General features: G+C 61.3%; 16 protein-coding genes. All 16 read left to right on the top strand.

What is annotated here, in order from left to right; translation table 11 throughout:
* Positions 1–58: 58 nt before the first annotated feature.
* The 16 genes from D5261_RS21655 (at position 59) to secA (ending at position 15864) form a co-directional block, all read left to right on the top strand.
* Positions 59–1348 carry a YidC/Oxa1 family membrane protein insertase gene (locus D5261_RS21655; protein ID WP_119322077.1) on the top strand — a complete coding sequence of 430 codons (1290 nt, stop codon included), beginning with the start codon at positions 59–61 and terminating at the stop codon, positions 1346–1348.
* A 64-nt stretch (positions 1349–1412) separates the two neighbouring features.
* On the top strand, positions 1413–1874 hold the full coding sequence (locus tag D5261_RS21660) for a Jag family protein (protein ID WP_165864279.1): 462 nt from the start codon (positions 1413–1415) through the stop codon (positions 1872–1874).
* A 154-nt stretch (positions 1875–2028) separates the two neighbouring features.
* Positions 2029–4140, top strand: a complete 2112-nt coding sequence (gene recG / locus D5261_RS21665; protein ID WP_119322075.1) for an ATP-dependent DNA helicase RecG — start codon at positions 2029–2031, stop codon at positions 4138–4140.
* A 62-nt stretch (positions 4141–4202) separates the two neighbouring features.
* Positions 4203–4685, top strand: coding sequence for a pantetheine-phosphate adenylyltransferase (gene coaD, locus D5261_RS21670; RefSeq protein WP_119322074.1), 483 nt, complete (start codon positions 4203–4205; stop codon positions 4683–4685).
* Positions 4686–4761: 76 nt separating this feature from the next.
* On the top strand, positions 4762–5439 hold the full coding sequence (locus D5261_RS21675) for a hypothetical protein (RefSeq protein WP_119322073.1): 678 nt from the start codon (positions 4762–4764) through the stop codon (positions 5437–5439).
* Between the two features lie 152 nt (positions 5440–5591).
* A complete protein-coding gene (locus D5261_RS21680; RefSeq protein WP_119322072.1) occupies positions 5592–6104 on the top strand; it encodes a YceD family protein in 513 nt (170 codons plus the stop codon).
* A 65-nt stretch (positions 6105–6169) separates the two neighbouring features.
* Entirely contained in the window at positions 6170–6388 is a 219-nt protein-coding gene (gene rpmF, locus D5261_RS21685) for a 50S ribosomal protein L32 (RefSeq protein WP_119322071.1), read from the top strand.
* 139 nt (positions 6389–6527) lie between these two features.
* Positions 6528–7529, top strand: coding sequence for a phosphate acyltransferase PlsX (gene plsX, locus D5261_RS21690; RefSeq protein ID WP_119322070.1), 1002 nt, complete (start codon positions 6528–6530; stop codon positions 7527–7529).
* A gap of 28 nt (positions 7530–7557) precedes the next feature.
* Entirely contained in the window at positions 7558–8574 is a 1017-nt protein-coding gene (locus D5261_RS21695) for a beta-ketoacyl-ACP synthase III (protein WP_119322069.1), read from the top strand.
* Entirely contained in the window at positions 8571–9515 is a 945-nt protein-coding gene (gene fabD, locus D5261_RS21700) for an ACP S-malonyltransferase (RefSeq protein WP_119322068.1), read from the top strand. Before D5261_RS21695 ends, fabD begins: the two co-directional genes overlap by 4 nt.
* 17 nt (positions 9516–9532) lie before the next feature.
* Complete coding sequence (gene fabG, locus D5261_RS21705) at positions 9533–10285, top strand: 3-oxoacyl-[acyl-carrier-protein] reductase (RefSeq protein WP_119322229.1); 753 nt, start codon at positions 9533–9535, stop codon at positions 10283–10285.
* An 80-nt stretch (positions 10286–10365) separates the two neighbouring features.
* Positions 10366–10599 carry an acyl carrier protein gene (gene acpP / locus D5261_RS21710; protein WP_119322067.1) on the top strand — a complete coding sequence of 78 codons (234 nt, stop codon included), beginning with the start codon at positions 10366–10368 and terminating at the stop codon, positions 10597–10599.
* 88 nt (positions 10600–10687) lie between these two features.
* Positions 10688–11935, top strand: coding sequence for a beta-ketoacyl-ACP synthase II (gene fabF, locus D5261_RS21715; RefSeq protein ID WP_119322066.1), 1248 nt, complete (start codon positions 10688–10690; stop codon positions 11933–11935).
* Between the two features lie 6 nt (positions 11936–11941).
* Positions 11942–12400 carry a hypothetical protein gene (locus D5261_RS21720; protein ID WP_119322065.1) on the top strand — a complete coding sequence of 153 codons (459 nt, stop codon included), beginning with the start codon at positions 11942–11944 and terminating at the stop codon, positions 12398–12400.
* An 85-nt stretch (positions 12401–12485) separates the two neighbouring features.
* Positions 12486–12761 carry a hypothetical protein gene (locus tag D5261_RS21725; protein ID WP_125206044.1) on the top strand — a complete coding sequence of 92 codons (276 nt, stop codon included), beginning with the start codon at positions 12486–12488 and terminating at the stop codon, positions 12759–12761.
* A gap of 124 nt (positions 12762–12885) precedes the next feature.
* The gene (gene secA, locus D5261_RS21730) at positions 12886–15864 is read left to right on the top strand and encodes a preprotein translocase subunit SecA (protein ID WP_119322063.1); all 2979 of its coding nucleotides are present in this window, start codon (positions 12886–12888) and stop codon (positions 15862–15864) included.
* The last annotated feature ends 5 nt before the right edge of the window (positions 15865–15869 follow it).

The raw sequence follows: 15869 nt of genomic DNA on the forward strand, positions 1-15869 counted from the left end.
ACGGATTTAATGGGAATGGTTTGGTCGGCTTAGCCCGATCTGATGTCCTGGAGTTTGGATGAAATTTCGCTTTTCGGTCTCGCTGCTCGCTTTGTTGACCGTCCTTTCCTTTGCTCGTCCCGCCGGCGCGCAGCCGCCGACGAACGTGCCGCCGTCGCCCGCTTATGGCGTCGCGGAGCGGATCCGGGCGCAGGCCGAATACGTACACGCTCAGTCGCTGACGAGCAGCCCGAATACGGAAGAGCAGAAGCGCCTTTCGAAGCTGCGCGCCAATCAGGCGATCAACAAGTATAAGGAAGTCGTCGCCAGTCGTATGTATAAGACGACCTGGTACGCCGCCGAATCGCTTTTCCATCAAGCGCAGCTTGAGGAAAACGTTCTTGACAACAAGTCAAACGCGGTGGCGGCCTACAAGACGCTCCACAACCAGTTTCAAAACGTCATTTTTGACGACAAGATCAACGCGGAAGTCAATCTGCAGTCGGCGGAAAAGGCGCTTGATCTTGAGAACCGAACCAAGTTCCCTTCGAGCCTAGCCTATTCGGTGATCGACTCGCTGGTCAAGCTGTTCGGCGGGCGCCACTTTGCGTACTCGTACTTCCTGGCGATCCTTTCGATTTCGCTGCTCGTGAAGCTGGCGATGACGCCGCTGACCAACAAGCAGTATGCGACGATGAAGGAGCAGCAGAAGCTGCAGCCGCTCATCAAGGAGCTTCAGGCCAAGTACAAGGACAAAGAAGAGCAAGGCCGCAAGATGATGGAGCTGTACAAGGAGCGAGGGATCAACCCCGCCGCCAGCTGCCTTCCCTTGCTGCTTCAGCTGCCCATCATGTACGTGCTCTGGTATACGATCAGCGTCTATCAGTATCAGTTTTCTCATGGAAGCTTTCTCTGGATCGGCAGCGGCTACGCGCATCAGTTCCCGTCGTTCCTCGGTGTGGACCTGAGCCAGCCCGACATTCCGATCCTGCTGCTGTACGCGCTGTCGATGTACATCCAGCAGAGAATGATGATCTCGCCCGATCCGCAGCAGGCCGAGCAGCAGCGGATGATGGCGATCATGACGCCGTTCATGAGCACATACTTCTTCTTGCAGTATAAGCTGTCGTCGGCGTTCATTCTGTATTATCTCATCTTCAATGTGCTGGGAACGGCGCAGCAGTACTACTACATGAAGAAGCGGCAGAGCGATGGGGACGGCGGCGGCGGCCTGTCGGTGCTGTCGACGGACCGGCCGACCGGAGGCTCGTCGGCGACGCCGGCGCGAGTTTCCGCGAACGGCGCGGCGAAGCCCTCGGCGCGCGGAGCCATCGCGCCGAAATCGAGCGGGAAAAAGAGACGCCGCTAAAACGGCGCGAGCAATTATTGCCGAAGGGGACAACGACTTGTCATCCCAGAACGAAGAGAATTCATTGGTTGCCGAACAAGCTTTGGAGCATTTGCGCGGAATCGTCGCGGGCAGCGGCCTACAGGCCGACGTGTCTGCGGGCGGTCAGCCCTTAGACGAAATTTCGGTCGAAATCACCGGTCCGGACGCCTCGTACTTTGTCGGTCCGCATGGGCAGTGTTTGGACTCATTGCAGTATCTGCTCAATCTGATCGTGAACAAAGGGCGCGAACCGCGCGTGCGCGTCTCCGTGGACGCCGACAAGCACCGCGCGCGCCGCATTCAAACGCTCACGAAGTTCGCGCATCAGCTGGCCGATCAAGTGATCTCAAACGGCCAGGAAGCCGTCACCGATCCCATGAATCCCATGGAGCGGCGCATCATCCATACGGTGCTCGCGGAGCGCAAGGACGTACAGACATACTCCGAAGGCGATGAGCCGGGCCGCTATGTCGTCGTCTGCCCCAGCACCGACGACAATGGATAGCCGACGGACGCGGACGCAAAACGAATCATCAATGGCTGCGAATCTAAAAAGACGGGAAGCCGTCTTTTTTCTTTCGTGATCGCCGCGCGCAACTCCCCCTTGCCACCGCGAGAGCAAGAGGACGTCTTAATCGCCGGACAGGAAGAGAACGGTCATGCGGGAAGAGCCCCAAACCGCGGAGCAATCCGCCGGGACGGGATGGGATGAGCCGGTGACGGCGGTGAAGGGCGTGACGGACGCGTTCGCGGCGGTGCTCGGCAAGGGTTTGAAGATCTGGACCGTCGGCGATCTGCTCGCGCACTATCCGCGCCGTTACGAAGACCGCACGCAGTTCAAACGGATCGTCGATGTGCGCCATGGCGACGCCGTGACGATCATGGGCAAAGTGCTTGGCGCGGAGAATGTCCCGACGCGATCGCGCGTCACGCTGACCAAGGTCGGGGTGGAAGACGACGGCGGCGTTGCGTACCTGGTGTTCTTTAACCAGTGGTTCGTCAAGAAGCAGTTCGATAAGATTCGCGGGCAGAAGATCGTCGTCTACGGCAAAGCGTCGCGCATGGGGCGGAATTTGGACCTGACGGAGGTCGAATGGGAGCCGTTTGACGAAGACAAAGATGCGCTTGCCGCCAATCGCATCGTCCCGATCTACCCGCTGACCGAGGGCGTTTCGCAGGCGCGCCTGCGCCGCGTCGCCTACGCCGCGCTGGAGCAGTTCAACACCGATGACGCCGCCGAACGGCTTCCGGCGGACTTGCTGCGCCGGGCGCATTTGCCCACGCTGAAGGATGCGCTCTGGGGCATCCACTTTCCGGTTTCGGACGAACAGCGGATCGACGGGCAGCGACGGCTGATCTTTGACGAGTTCTTTGTCTTGCAGCTCGTCCTCGCGCTGCGCAAGCGTCAGGTCCACAAGGCGCCGGGGATCGTATTTGAAAACACGGATGCGCCCGTAAAAGAACTTCAGGCCGCGTTGCCCTATGCGATGACGAACGCGCAGGACCGAGTGATCGCCGAGATCGCGATCGACATGCAGAGCGTGAAGTCGATGAACCGTCTCGTGCAGGGCGATGTCGGCGCGGGCAAGACCGTGGTGGCGATGGCGGCGATCATGATCGCCGTGCGCAATGGGTATCAAGCGGCGATGATGGCGCCGACCGAAATTTTGGCCGAGCAGCACTATCTGGGCATCCGCCGGATCATGGAGACGCTCGGCGTCACGGTGACGCTTCTTTCCGGCAGCCTGCCGGCGAAGGAAAAGCGCGCGGCGCTCGCGGCGGCGGCCTCCGGTGAGGCGAATATCGTGGTCGGCACCCATGCGCTGATTCAGGACACAGTCGCCTTTCACAAATTAGGGCTGGCGGTTGTGGACGAGCAGCATCGATTTGGCGTGCTTCAGCGCGCGGCTCTGAAGGACAAGGGGACGTCGCCTGATATCCTGGTGATGACGGCGACTCCGATCCCGCGAACGCTGACTCTGACGGTCTACGGCGATCTGGACGTCAGCATCATCGACCAGCTGCCGCCCGGGCGCAAGCCGATCAAGACGCATTGGAAGCGCGGCGCGGAGCGGCCGATGGTCTACGAAAGCCTGCGCGCGCTGCTGGCGGAGGGCCGTCAGGCGTATGTCATTTGCAGCCTGATCGAAGAGAATGAGAAGCTTCAAGCGCGCGCCGCGACGGAGCTTGCGAACCATCTTCAGGCGCAGGTCTTTCAGGAGTACAAAGTTGGACTGCTGCACGGCCAGATGAAGCCTTCGGAAAAAGAAGAGACGATGACGCGGTTCCGGGACCGCGAGCTGCACATCCTGGTTTCAACCACGGTGATCGAGGTCGGCGTCGATGTTCCGAACGCGTCGGTAATCATCATTGAGGACGCCGAGCGGTTCGGGATGGCGCAGCTGCATCAACTGCGCGGGCGGGTGGGGCGGGGCTCCACGCAGTCATACTGTCTGATGATCGGCGATCCCAAGAGCGAGGACGGCGCGGCGCGCCTCGCGACGATGGCGCGGACGACCGACGGTTTCTTGATCGCCGAGGAAGATTTGAAGCTGCGCGGGCCGGGCGATTTCTACGGCACGCGCCAGTCCGGGATCGAAACGCTGCCGTTTCTCGACGTGCTGCGCGACGTCCCGATTTTGAACGAAGCGCGCCAGGAAGCGTTTGCTCTCCTGGAAGAAGACCCGATGCTGAATCGGCCCGAGCACGCCGAACTGAAAGCGCGCGTGCGCAAGCAGTACAAGCGTGTGATGAAACTTACGTCAAGCTAAAAAGATTTGCAAAATCGCCGCATTTCGAGTATTGTTACCAGAGAAATGTCTGAGGCGCCGTCATGATCGCTGTTTATCCCGGCTCGTTCGATCCCGTGACGAGCGGCCATTTCGATATCATCAAACGCGCGGCGGCCATGTACGATGAGGTCGTCGTGCTGGTGGCCGTCAATTCCAGCAAGTCGCCGATGTTCGGCATCGCCGAGCGCGTGCAGATGCTGGAGACGACGTGCCGCGAACTGGAGAACGTTTCGGTCGAGCGGCTGGAGAACGCGCTTCTCGTGGACTTCGCGGTGGCGCGCGGAGCGCAGGTCATCGTGAAGGGTTTGCGCGCCGTCTCGGACTTCGAGTACGAATTTCAGATGGCGATGCTCAATCGCCGGCTTCAGCCGGCGGTGGAGACGGTCTTTTTGATGGCGGCGGCCGAGCATTCGTTTCTGTCGTCCAGCATCGTCAAGGAGATCGGGCGGCTGGGCGGACAGATCGAAGGACTGGCGCCCGACGCCGTGCTGTCGTTTTTAAAGCAAAGTTTTGCGAATGTATAGGCGGCCGGCAGTTTTAACCGCCGGCGTCTGGTTGTAGGCATTGGACGCACGGGCCTCGGTGGGAGGAGCATAGACTGTGGATGTAATCAAGCTGCTGAACGAGCTGGAGAGCCTCGTTGAAGAACGACAGGTCATCATGGGCATTACCTGGGATTTTCATCGTGAGGATTTCCTCGACATCACGAATAAGATACGCGCGTCTCTCCCGGATGAGATGAAGCGGGCTTCGCGCCTGACGGCCGAAAGCGAAAAAGTGATCGTCGGCGCCCGCATGACCGCCGAACAGACGCTGGAAGACGCTCAGGAAGAAAGCAACCAGATCACCAAGGAAGCGCGCGCCAGCGCCGAGCGGCATCTGCGCGACGCCGAGTCGCAGGCGCAGAAAATGACCTCGACGGCCGAAGCGAGCGCCAAAGCCGTGGTGGGGGAAGCGCACGCCAAAGCCGAATCCATGCTGCGCGAGGCGCATCAGGAGAGCGAGAAGCTGATCAGCCAGAGCGAGCTGGTGCGCCTCGCGACGGTGCAGGCGCGCGAGATCATCGCCGCCGCCGAGTATGAAGCGCGCGATCTGCGCAAAGGCGCCGACGAATACGCGCACAGCGTGATGACGGATCTGGAGCGCACCGTGGGGGAATTGTCGTCCACGATCGAGCGCGGACGCAAGAAATTGGACCAGCGGCTGCGCGCCAACGAGAACGCCGCCTCGTTCTCCGATACCCGCAACGGCTCGGATTATGTCGGCAGCCGCCATTAAAACATCCGCGATTCTTTATGAGAATGCCCGCTATTTTTTGCAATCTTTTGTACTTTTGATCGATTCTGGTCGCTTTTGTCTTAAGTTTCAGGTACAATGGATCGCTGTATTGATGGCCTGTGGAACGAAAACAGGTCTCAGGATATTTCGTTATGCTGCGCTTGGATCTTGCTGAAATCATTCGAACCCCGGGGATGTACCACACCTACAAGGTGAACGAGGCTCCGTACGCGACCGACGATGTCGAGTATGTCTCACCCATCACCGGCGACATCACGGTCACCAACACCGGCACGATGCTGCTTGTCCGCGGTCCGATCAAAACCACGATCGCCATGGAGTGCAACCGCTGCCTGGAGACCGTGCGCGTTCCGATCGAAACGGACATTGAAGAGCAATTCGACCTTCAAGAGATGGACGACTCCCAGCACCACGACAAAGTCGTGAAAGTGGTGGAAGAGGAAAACATCGGCGCGTTCGAGGATAAGGTTCTTTTGCTGGATGTTTTGATCCGTCAGGCGACGATTTTGGCGGAGCCGCTCATGCCGCTCTGCCGCGAAGACTGTCCCGGCATTCCCGTGAAATCTACGGATAAGGACGCCGATACCACCGAGCCGCTGAAGAAGTCGCCGTTCAGCGATCTTTCCAAGCTGCTGGAAGAGTAAGTTTTTCACAAAGATTTTTCGAGTTTTTGGAGCGATCAACGCTCCGCACGAGGAGGTGAACTTTCATGCCATTGCCCAAGCGACGACATTCTAACCAACGGACCCGCAAGCGCCGCACGCACTACAAGCTGGAGCTTCCGGCTCTGGTCCGCTGCAACGTCTGCGCTCCGCTCGCCCCGGGAGTCTATCAGATGCGTTTGGACCACCATGCGTGTCCCGTCTGTGGAACCTACAACGGACGCCAGGCCATCAAGATCAAAGAAGCAGCTGGGACGGAAGAGTAATCGATCTCCCGGCGCCCATGCCACGCAGCCGGCGGCGATGATCGCCGCCGGAGCGATGCAAATGCCGGGGAAATCCTCGCGGCGTACCTCGTCGCCCGTCATTCTGTTTTCCCTTTTTCAGTAACATCGTGGGACATTTATGAAGATCGCGGTTGACGCGATGGGGGGCGACTTCGCCCCTGCTGAAGTTGTCAAAGGCGCATTGTCGGTAGCTCGTGAAGACAGTGCGCTCACCATTATCCTTGTCGGCGACGAAGCGGCGATTCGCTTGCAGCTCGCGTCGGAAGGCGATATCCCCAGCAATATTACAATCGAGCATACGGATGAAGTGATCGAGATGGGCGACCATCCCGCCTCCGCCGTCCGTAAGAAGCGCAACTCCTCCCTGGTCGTCTGCGGGCAGCTGGTCAAATCGGGGCGCGCCGACGCCACCATCAGCGCCGGAAACACCGGCGCGGCGATGGCCGTGGCGGCTCTCGACCTGGGACGCATTCCCGGCATCGAGCGCCCCGCGATCGCGGCGTCGCTTCCGACGGCCCATGGGGCGACCCTGCTTGTCGACGCCGGCGCGAACGTGGATTGCTCGCCGCAGAACCTTCTCCAATTCGCTTTGCTCGGCTCCATCTACGCCGAGAAGGTGATGGGAGTGGCGAATCCGCGCGTGGGCCTTCTCAACATCGGCGGCGAAGCGGGCAAGGGTAACGACCTGACCAAAACGACGTACGCCTTGCTGGAAAGCCGTCCTTTGAACTTCATCGGCAACGTAGAAGGCAAAGACGTCTTTGAGCATGCGGCCGATGTCGTCGTCTGCGACGGTTTCGCGGGCAATGTCCTTTTGAAGACGGGCGAAGCCGTCGCGGAGTACATCGTCACGCTGCTGTCCCAGGAAGCGAAGGCCGGCGGTCAGGCGACGGTCGAGGCGCTCGGACCGCCGATGAAGCGGCTTCTCTCCAAGATCGACTATGCCGAAACCGGCGGCGCGCCGCTGCTGGGCGTCAACGGGGTTTCTTTTATCAGTCATGGGCGCTCTCGGGCGAAGGCGATCGCCAGCGCGATCCGCGCGGCGGCCAAGGCGGCCGGCACGGATTATGTCTCCACGGTCAGAGACGCCGTGCCGACATTTAGCGAGGAACGTCCATGACGCAGCGTTACGTTAGCGAGGAGCGTTGATGACGGAAAGTACTGCGCTCCGCACCGTGGGCATCCTCGGTACGGGGTCTTATGCGCCGCCTCAGGTCGTCACGAACGACGACCTTGCGCAGCGGATCGAGACGTCCGATGAATGGATCGTCAGCCGCACAGGCATTCGCGCGCGCCGCATCGCCGACGCCGATACCGCGACCTCCGATCTCGCGCTGGAGGCGTCCCGGCGCGCTCTCGCCGACGCGGGGGTAACCGCCGCCGAGATCGACCTGATCGTCGTCGCGACCTGCACCCCAGACCATCCGGGTTCTTTTCCCTCGACCGCCACGGTGCTCCAGCACCGGCTGGAAGCTTATCAGGCGTCCGCGTTCGATGTCGGCGCCGTGTGCGCGGGCTTCAGCTACGCGCTCCATATCGCCGCGCAGATGGTCCGGTCGGGCGCCAGCCGCCGAGCGCTCGTGGTGGGCGCCGAAACGCTCTCGAGAATTGTCAATTGGGACGATCGTAATACGGCGGTGCTTTTCGGCGACGGCGCCGGCGCGGCCGTGATCGGCCAGATCGACGGCGATGGCGGATATCTGGGCGGCATCCTCGGCGCGAACGGCGCCGGCGGTCCTTTGCTCAATGTTCCGGCGGGCGGATCGCGCACGCCGCTCACCTCGGAGTGCGTCCGAGGCGGAGCCGATAAGATCTATCAGAACGGCAAGGAAGTCTACAAGTTCGCCGTACAGACGATGGGCGAGGCGGCGATCCAGGCGCTTAACAGCGTTGGGCTAACCCCCGAAGACGTCGACTGCTTTATTCCGCATCAGGCGAACATCCGAATCATCACGAAGGCCGCCGAGCGGATGGACCTTCCGTTCGAAAAAGTTTTCACCAACCTCGAAAAATACGGCAACACGTCCGCCGCATCGATCCCGCTCGCGCTCGACGAAGCCGTCAAGCAGGGCCGTATTCAAACGGGAGACCTCGTGGTCCTCGTCGGATTCGGCGCGGGACTGACCTGGGGCGCCAACGTGGTGCGCTGGAGCAAAACATCTTGAAACTTGCCTATCTGTTTCCTGGACAGGGCTCGCAGGCAGTCGGAATGGGCGCGGACCTTTACGCGCACTCCGCCGCCGCGCGCTCAGTCTTTGACGAAGCCGACGAGCTTCTCGGGACAAAGATCAGCACGATCTGTCTCTACGGTCCCGAAGAAACGCTGAAAGAAACGCTTTACACGCAGCCGGCCATCTTTGTCTGCTCCGTCGCCGCCCTGCGCGCTCTGGAAGAGCTGGGCGCGCCGAAGCCCGAAGCGACCGCCGGTCACTCGATCGGCGAGTACGCGGCGTGCGTGGCCGCCGGAGCGTTCGACTTCGAGACCGGGCTGCACCTGGTCAATCGGCGCGCGCAGGAGATGCACCGCACTTCCATCGCGGCCGAAGGCGCGATGGCCGCCGTGCTGGGCATGGACCCTGAGGCGGTCGTGGCGGCGTGCCAGGCGGCGGAAGCCGAAGGCGCGGGCATTGTGGACGCCGCGAACTTTAATGGCGGCGGTCAAGTCGTGATTTCGGGCGAGCCGTCGGGCGTCGCGCGGGCATCGGAAATCGCCAGAGAGCGCGGCGCGAAGAAGATCGTGGAGCTCAAAGTCTCCGGAGCTTTCCATTCCCGGCTGATGACGCCAGCCGTGCACTCGATGGCGGTGGAGCTGGGGAAGGCGTCGATCTCGGATACGACCATTCCTATCGTCGCGAATTTGACGGCGGAGTATGAAACGTCCGCGTCCGATATCCGAAGCAACTTGGCGGCCCAGATCGATCATTCAGTGCGCTGGGAGCAGTCCATTCAGCGTCTGGCTGCGGATGGGTTCGATACGTTTGTCGAGGTTGGGCATGGAACGGTGCTGTCGAAGCTGATGAAGCGGCTCGCGCCGGACGCCGCGGCGCTGGCGTCGGGTACGATGGAGGAAGCGCGGGCTGTCGCCGCGCTCGGAGGGAACGCCTGATGGCTTTGGATCTGACGATGAGCCTGGAAGGGCGCAATGCGATCGTGACGGGCATGAGCAAGGGCGGCGGCGGCATCGGCCGCGCGATCGCGCTTGCTCTCGCGGAGCTGGGCGCTAATGTCGCGGTGACCGGCGGCTCGTCGGCGGCCGCCGCCGAGGCCGTGGCGGCCGAGATTGAGGCGCTGGGCCGCAAGGCGATCGCCGCGCAGTGCGACGTCTCGAACGCTTCCCAGGTGGAAAATTTGATGTCACAGGTATTGACAACCTGGGGCAGTTTGGATATAGTAGTGAACAACGCCGGGGTGACGAAAGACGGCCTGGTCATGCGCATGTCCGAAGAGGACTGGGACCTGGTGCTTGATATCAACCTCAAGGGCGCTTTTTTGATGACCAAAGCGGCGCTGAAGCCCATGATGAAGCAGCGTTCGGGTAAGATCATCAATATCTCGTCGGTGATCGGTCTGATCGCAAACCCCGGACAGGCGAACTACTCGGCCTCCAAGGCCGGCTTGATCGGTTTCACGCGGACCGTGGCGAAGGAAGTCGCCACCCGCAATATTCAGATCAACGCCGTGGCCCCCGGCTTCATTGAGACGGCGATGACCGATGCGCTCAATGACGAGCAAAAGGCGAAGATCGTCAAAGAAATCCCGGCCGGTCGGCTGGGTTCCCCGGAAGACATCGCGGCGGCGGTGTCGTTCCTATCCTCCAGCCTTTCAAATTACATCACCGGTCAGGTTTTGACCGTGGATGGTGGGTTGGTGATCTAGACGGTAAACTCAATCAGTCCGCGATTCAAGCGCATTTGCGCGCGGCGCGAAATGATCATTGTTATTAAGGAGACGACGGCATGTCAACGTTCGAACGTGTGAAGAAGGTAGTTGTGGAGCAGCTGGATGTGGCTGAGGACGAAGTGACCCCGCAGGCGTCGTTTATCGACGATCTGGGCGCGGACTCCCTCGACGTCGTCGAGCTGGTCATGGGGCTGGAAGAAGAGTTCGACGTGAACATTCCGGATGAAGACGCCGAGAAGATCACGACGGTGCAGGAAGCGGTCGATTACATCGACGAAAAGTCCAAGTAATCATTCGCAGTCCGGTCCGCCTGTTACACCGGGCGGACCTTTGTTTTATTGGATTTAGCAAGAGCGCCGATTGGGCGCAGGGTGGGGCATGGGTAACGAAAGACGCGTCGTCATCACCGGTCTGGGAGCGATTACTCCTCTTGGCATCGGCGTCGACGAATATTGGACCGGTTTGCTTGAGGGCCGCAGCGGCGTTGGCCCCGTCGAAGGCTTTGACTGCTCCGAGATCGGCACGCGCATCGCCGCGCAGGTCAAAGGGTTTGTCCCGGAAGATTACATCGATCGCAAGGAAGCGAAGCGGATGGACCGCTTCGCTCAGTTCGCCATGGCGGCGTCCCGAATGGCGCTCGATGATTCGGGTCTCAAAATCGACGATTCGAACCGGGAGCGCTATGGAACGTTCATCGGCAGCGGCATCGGCGGGATTGCGACGCTGGAGGAACAGCATCGCCGTCTGATCGAAGGCGGAATGGGACGGGTAAGCCCGTTCTTCATCCCCATGATGATCGCGAACATGGCGACCGGGCAGGTCGCCCGCGCGCTGGGCCTGCAAGGGCCGAGCGAAACGGCGGTGACCGCCTGCGCCACGTCCACCAACTCGATTGGCGACGCCTATGAAGTGATCCTGCGCGGCGACGCCGACGGCGCCGTCGCCGGGGGCAGCGAAGCGGCGGTCACCCCAATCTCCATGGCCGGCTTCTCGAACATGCGCGCCATGTCTCGCCGCAACGACGACGCCGCGCACGCCTCCCGTCCCTTCGACGTCGGCCGCGACGGCTTTGTTCTGGGCGAAGGCTGCGGAGTCATCGTCCTGGAAGAGATGGAAACGGCCGTGGCCCGAGGGGCGCGCATCTACGGCGAGATCCTTGGCTACGGCATGAGCAACGATGCTTACGACATGGTGAACCCCGCTCCGGAAGGCGCCGGCGGCGCGCGGGCGATGGCGGCGGCGATCAAGCGCGCCAAAATCTCCCTTTCGGAGGTCGGCTACATCAACGCGCACGGCACGAGCACGCCTGTCGGTGATGTCCTGGAAGTCCAGGGGATCAAGACGGTCTTTGGCGAACACGCCTACAAGATGGCGGTCTCGTCGACAAAGTCGATGACCGGGCACCTTCTCGGCGCCGCCGGCGCCATCGAAGCCATCGCCACCACGCTCGCGCTGCACCACGGCGTTCTGCCGCCGACGATGAACCTGGAAACGCCCGACGCCGGTTGCGACCTGGACTTCGTCCCGGGCGCCGCGCGCAAGCAGCAGGTGGAGGTCGCGATGTCGAACTCCTTCGGCTTCGGCGGACATAACGCGACCATTGTATTGCGCCGCTGGCAAGGTTAACGCGCCATGCCGCCCGATCACCGCGACCTTCTGCGCCAAACGGCGGAGAAGGTCGATACGGGAACCGAAGCTTCCGAGACGTCCCGCGCCTTCGTGGTGTTTAATACGACGCGCGCGCCTTTGACCGGAACGGCTGTCTTTCACGCCGAGATGTCCTGGCCGCGCGGCGCGGACCTTCCGCCCATCGCCGTGACCGAAATGGCTGGCCGGCCGGTCCCACGCGTTGTCGGCGACGTGTTAAGAAGTGAAGATGAGCGGGGGCGTCCGGACCGTGAACGGATTGCCTTCGATATTCGTTTCGCCGTGACGGATGTTCCGGCTAACGGCTGGAAAACTTACCTCGCGTGGTTTACCGAAGATCCGGCGCCGCCGAATGCGGCGGACCTTCCCGAGGCCGAAACGGGGCTGATCGCAATCGAAACGACGCGCCATGGCGGCGATTTCCCGGCGAGCGGAACTTTTTGACTTCCGCTGGACCGTATGTTATACTGATTTGATGTTCCAGCAAACGCTTGTTCAACTCCAGATTTTGCTCACGATGGCGCCGGGATTGGCCATATGGCTCCTGGTCACGCCATCGGCGCAGCCGTTCCTGGTGCAGGCGCTCAGCGCCGGCTCCGGGCAGGTCATCTGTCTGACGCAGCCGATGGCGCTGCACCGCGAGGGACGCGGATACACGGTCGCGCATGGCAGTGAACGAAGCCGGGTGGCGACGCCTCTCATATGCGCGACCCCCGTGTGTCTACAGACGATGGCCGCCCTGGCCGGATCCGTCTGTTCCGTCACTCGCTCCATCTCTTTTCCCCAAGCCGCCCGCGCTCCTTAACTCGGGCTTCCTGTTTCGCCGCTCTTATTCCATTCACAATCAATTTTGAGATCGTTGTTCGTTTTACGACTCCGCCTGCCAGGGATGTGCAGGCGCGCGTCCGCTTGTCCGAAAGGGATTGACCATGCAGTTTTTACGCAAATTTTTTGACACCAATGAACGGGATGTCGATAAGTATCGCAAAGTCGTCGAGAAGATCAACGCGATGGAGCCCCAGATGCAGAAGCTCTCCGACGAGGAGCTGGGCGCCAAGACCGTCGAGTTCAAAGAGCGCATCCAGAAGGTCTTCGACGCCGAGTGCAAAAAGCGCGGCAAGGAGTGGCTGGAGCTGGACCGCGTCGAGAAGCGCGCCATCGGCGACCTCGCCCTCGATCCGCTGCTGCCGGAAGCCTTCGCCGTTTGCCGCGAGGCCGGCAAGCGCAGCCTGAACATGCGCCCCTTCGACGTACAGTTGATCGGCGCCATGGTCCTTCATGACGGACGCATCGCGGAGATGAAGACCGGTGAAGGCAAAACCCTCACCGCGACGCTGGCGATCTACCTGAACGCGCTCACCGGGCACGGCGTCCACCTGATCACCACCAACGACTATCTGAGCAAAGTCGGCGCCGTGGCGATGGGCCCGCTGTATCACTTCCTGGGGCTGTCGGTCGGCATCATCCAGGGCCAGAGCCCGGAGACGGGCGATGTCGGCGGTACATATATCTACGATCCCGAATATCGCCATCCGGATCCCCGCTACGACTACGCCCGTCCCGCCGCCTCGCGGCGCGAGGCTTACGTCTGCGACATCACCTACGGCACCAACAACGAATATGGCTTCGACTACCTGCGCGACAACCTGGCCGGTCCGGCGCAGGAGCTCAACCAGCCGGAGCTGATGTTCGCCATTGTCGACGAAGTCGACTCGATCCTGATCGACGAAGCGCGTACGCCGCTCATCATTTCGGGACAGGCCGAGGCGTCCTCCGATCTCTATGTGAAGATGGACCGCATCGTGCGCCAGCTCAAGCCGGAGCGCGACTACACGGTGGAAGAGAAGCACAAGTCCGCCGTTTTCACGGATGACGGCCTGCGCCGCGTCGAGCTCGCGCTGGGCGTCACGAACCTCTCCGACGCCGAGCACATCAACTTGATGCAGCACGCGAACTCGTCGCTCAAGGCCCACGCCGTTTACAAGCGCGATATCGATTACCTTGTGAAGGATAACGAAAAGGGCAAGCGCGAAGTCGTCATCATCGACGAGTTCACCGGACGCCTGATGTTCGGACGCCGCTGGGGCGACGGTCTGCACCAGGCGGTCGAAGCGAAGGAAGGCGTCAAGATCGAGAACGAGAACCGAACGCTCGCCACGATCACCTTCCAGAACCTGTTCCGCCTGTATCCCAAGCTGGGAGGCATGACCGGAACCGCGAAGACCGAAGAGGATGAGTTCCGCAAGATCTATGCCCTCGACGTCGTTTCCGTCCCAACCAACAAGCCGATGGTCCGCAAAGACAACCCGGACATCATCTTCAAGTCGGAAGAAGCGAAGCTGCGCGGGATCGCTCGTGAGATCCTGACGATCCATTCGCGCCACCAGCCGGTGCTGGTCGGAACCCGATCCGTCGAAATGTCCGAGCGCGTGTCGGACCGTCTGCGCTACGATCGCCTGAGCATGCTCGCTCTCGTGGATATCCTGCGCGATAAGCTGGAAAACGCCAAGGGCCTGGACAAGACGAAGTACGGCGAGTTCAGCACTCTGCTTAACCAGAAGCTGACCACACTGACGCCGGGCAAGCTCTCCGAAGTGATCAAGCACTTCGAGATTCCCGCGAGCGCCACCGATCCCGCGAACCTCGCGGCCCTCGCCAAGCTTCTGGGCGTAGCGGATGAGTTCAAGCCGGTGCTGGAATCGTCCCTGACCCAGGGCATCCCGCATAATATCTTGAACGCGAAGTCGCATGAAAAAGAAGCGAAGATGATCTCGGAGGCGGGACGCAAAGGATCCGTCACCATCGCCACCAACATGGCGGGACGCGGCGTCGACATCCTGCTCGGCGGCTCGATCGTTCCCGATGACGACGACAGCGGCGACGACTATGAGTACCGCCGTGGCGGCCCGTCGGTAGTCGGCCTTACTCCGGTCGGCGAGCGCGGCAGCGCCGAGCATCAGGCGGAGGCCGACGAAGTGCGCAGCCTGGGCGGCCTCTACATCGTCGGCAGCGAACGCCATGAATCGCGGCGTATCGACAACCAGCTTCGCGGCCGCGCCGGCCGCCAGGGCGACCCGGGCGCATCGCGCTTCTTCGTCTCTCTGGAGGACGAACTGTGGCGCTTGTTTGGCGACAAGGCCAATTCGCCCATGCTCTCCGGCTGGGCGGAGGATCAGGCGATCGACGCGCGGCTGCTTTCTGCGATGATCGAGCGAGCGCAGAAGAAGGTCGAACAGCACTACTTCGATCAGCGCAAGCACACGCTGGATTACGACGATGTCATGAACGTCCAGCGCGAAAAGATCTACGGCGAGCGCCGCCTGATCATGCAGGGCGCAAGCCTGCGCGACACGATCCTGGGCTTCCTGATCGAGAATGTCAGCCAGAGCGTCGATATGTACGCCGCCGCGTCCACGCCGAAGGACGAATGGGATCTGGACGGCCTGTTCACGCATCTCAACACGATCTTCCCGCTGGACGAGTACGCGGATCGCACGGACCTGAACAACAAGGGATACGACGAGCTTCAGGAGTTCCTCGCCGACACCGCGCAGACGGCCTATGTGGACAAGGAAGAAGCGCTCAAGACCGCCATGGGCGAGGAAGAGGGCGAAAAGCAGCTGCGCGACTTGGAGCGCGGCCTGATGCTGCAAGCGCTGGACCGCCACTGGATGGACCATCTGAGCGGCATGGACTATCTGCGCGAAGGCATCGGCTGGCGCGGATACGCCGGCATCGATCCGCTGGTCCTCTACAAAAAGGAAGCCTACGATATGTTCCAGCAAATGCTGGCGTCCATGCAGGAGGAAGTCGTGACCGTGCTCTTCCGAATGTTGGAGAATGTCGGCGGTGAAGAAGAGGGCGAAGAGGAAGAAGAAGAGATGGTGATCGAGTCTTTGCCGGTGTAAGGGAT

The sequence above is a fragment of the Capsulimonas corticalis genome, assembly GCF_003574315.2.
Classification (GTDB): Bacteria; Armatimonadota; Armatimonadia; order Armatimonadales; family Capsulimonadaceae; genus Capsulimonas; species Capsulimonas corticalis.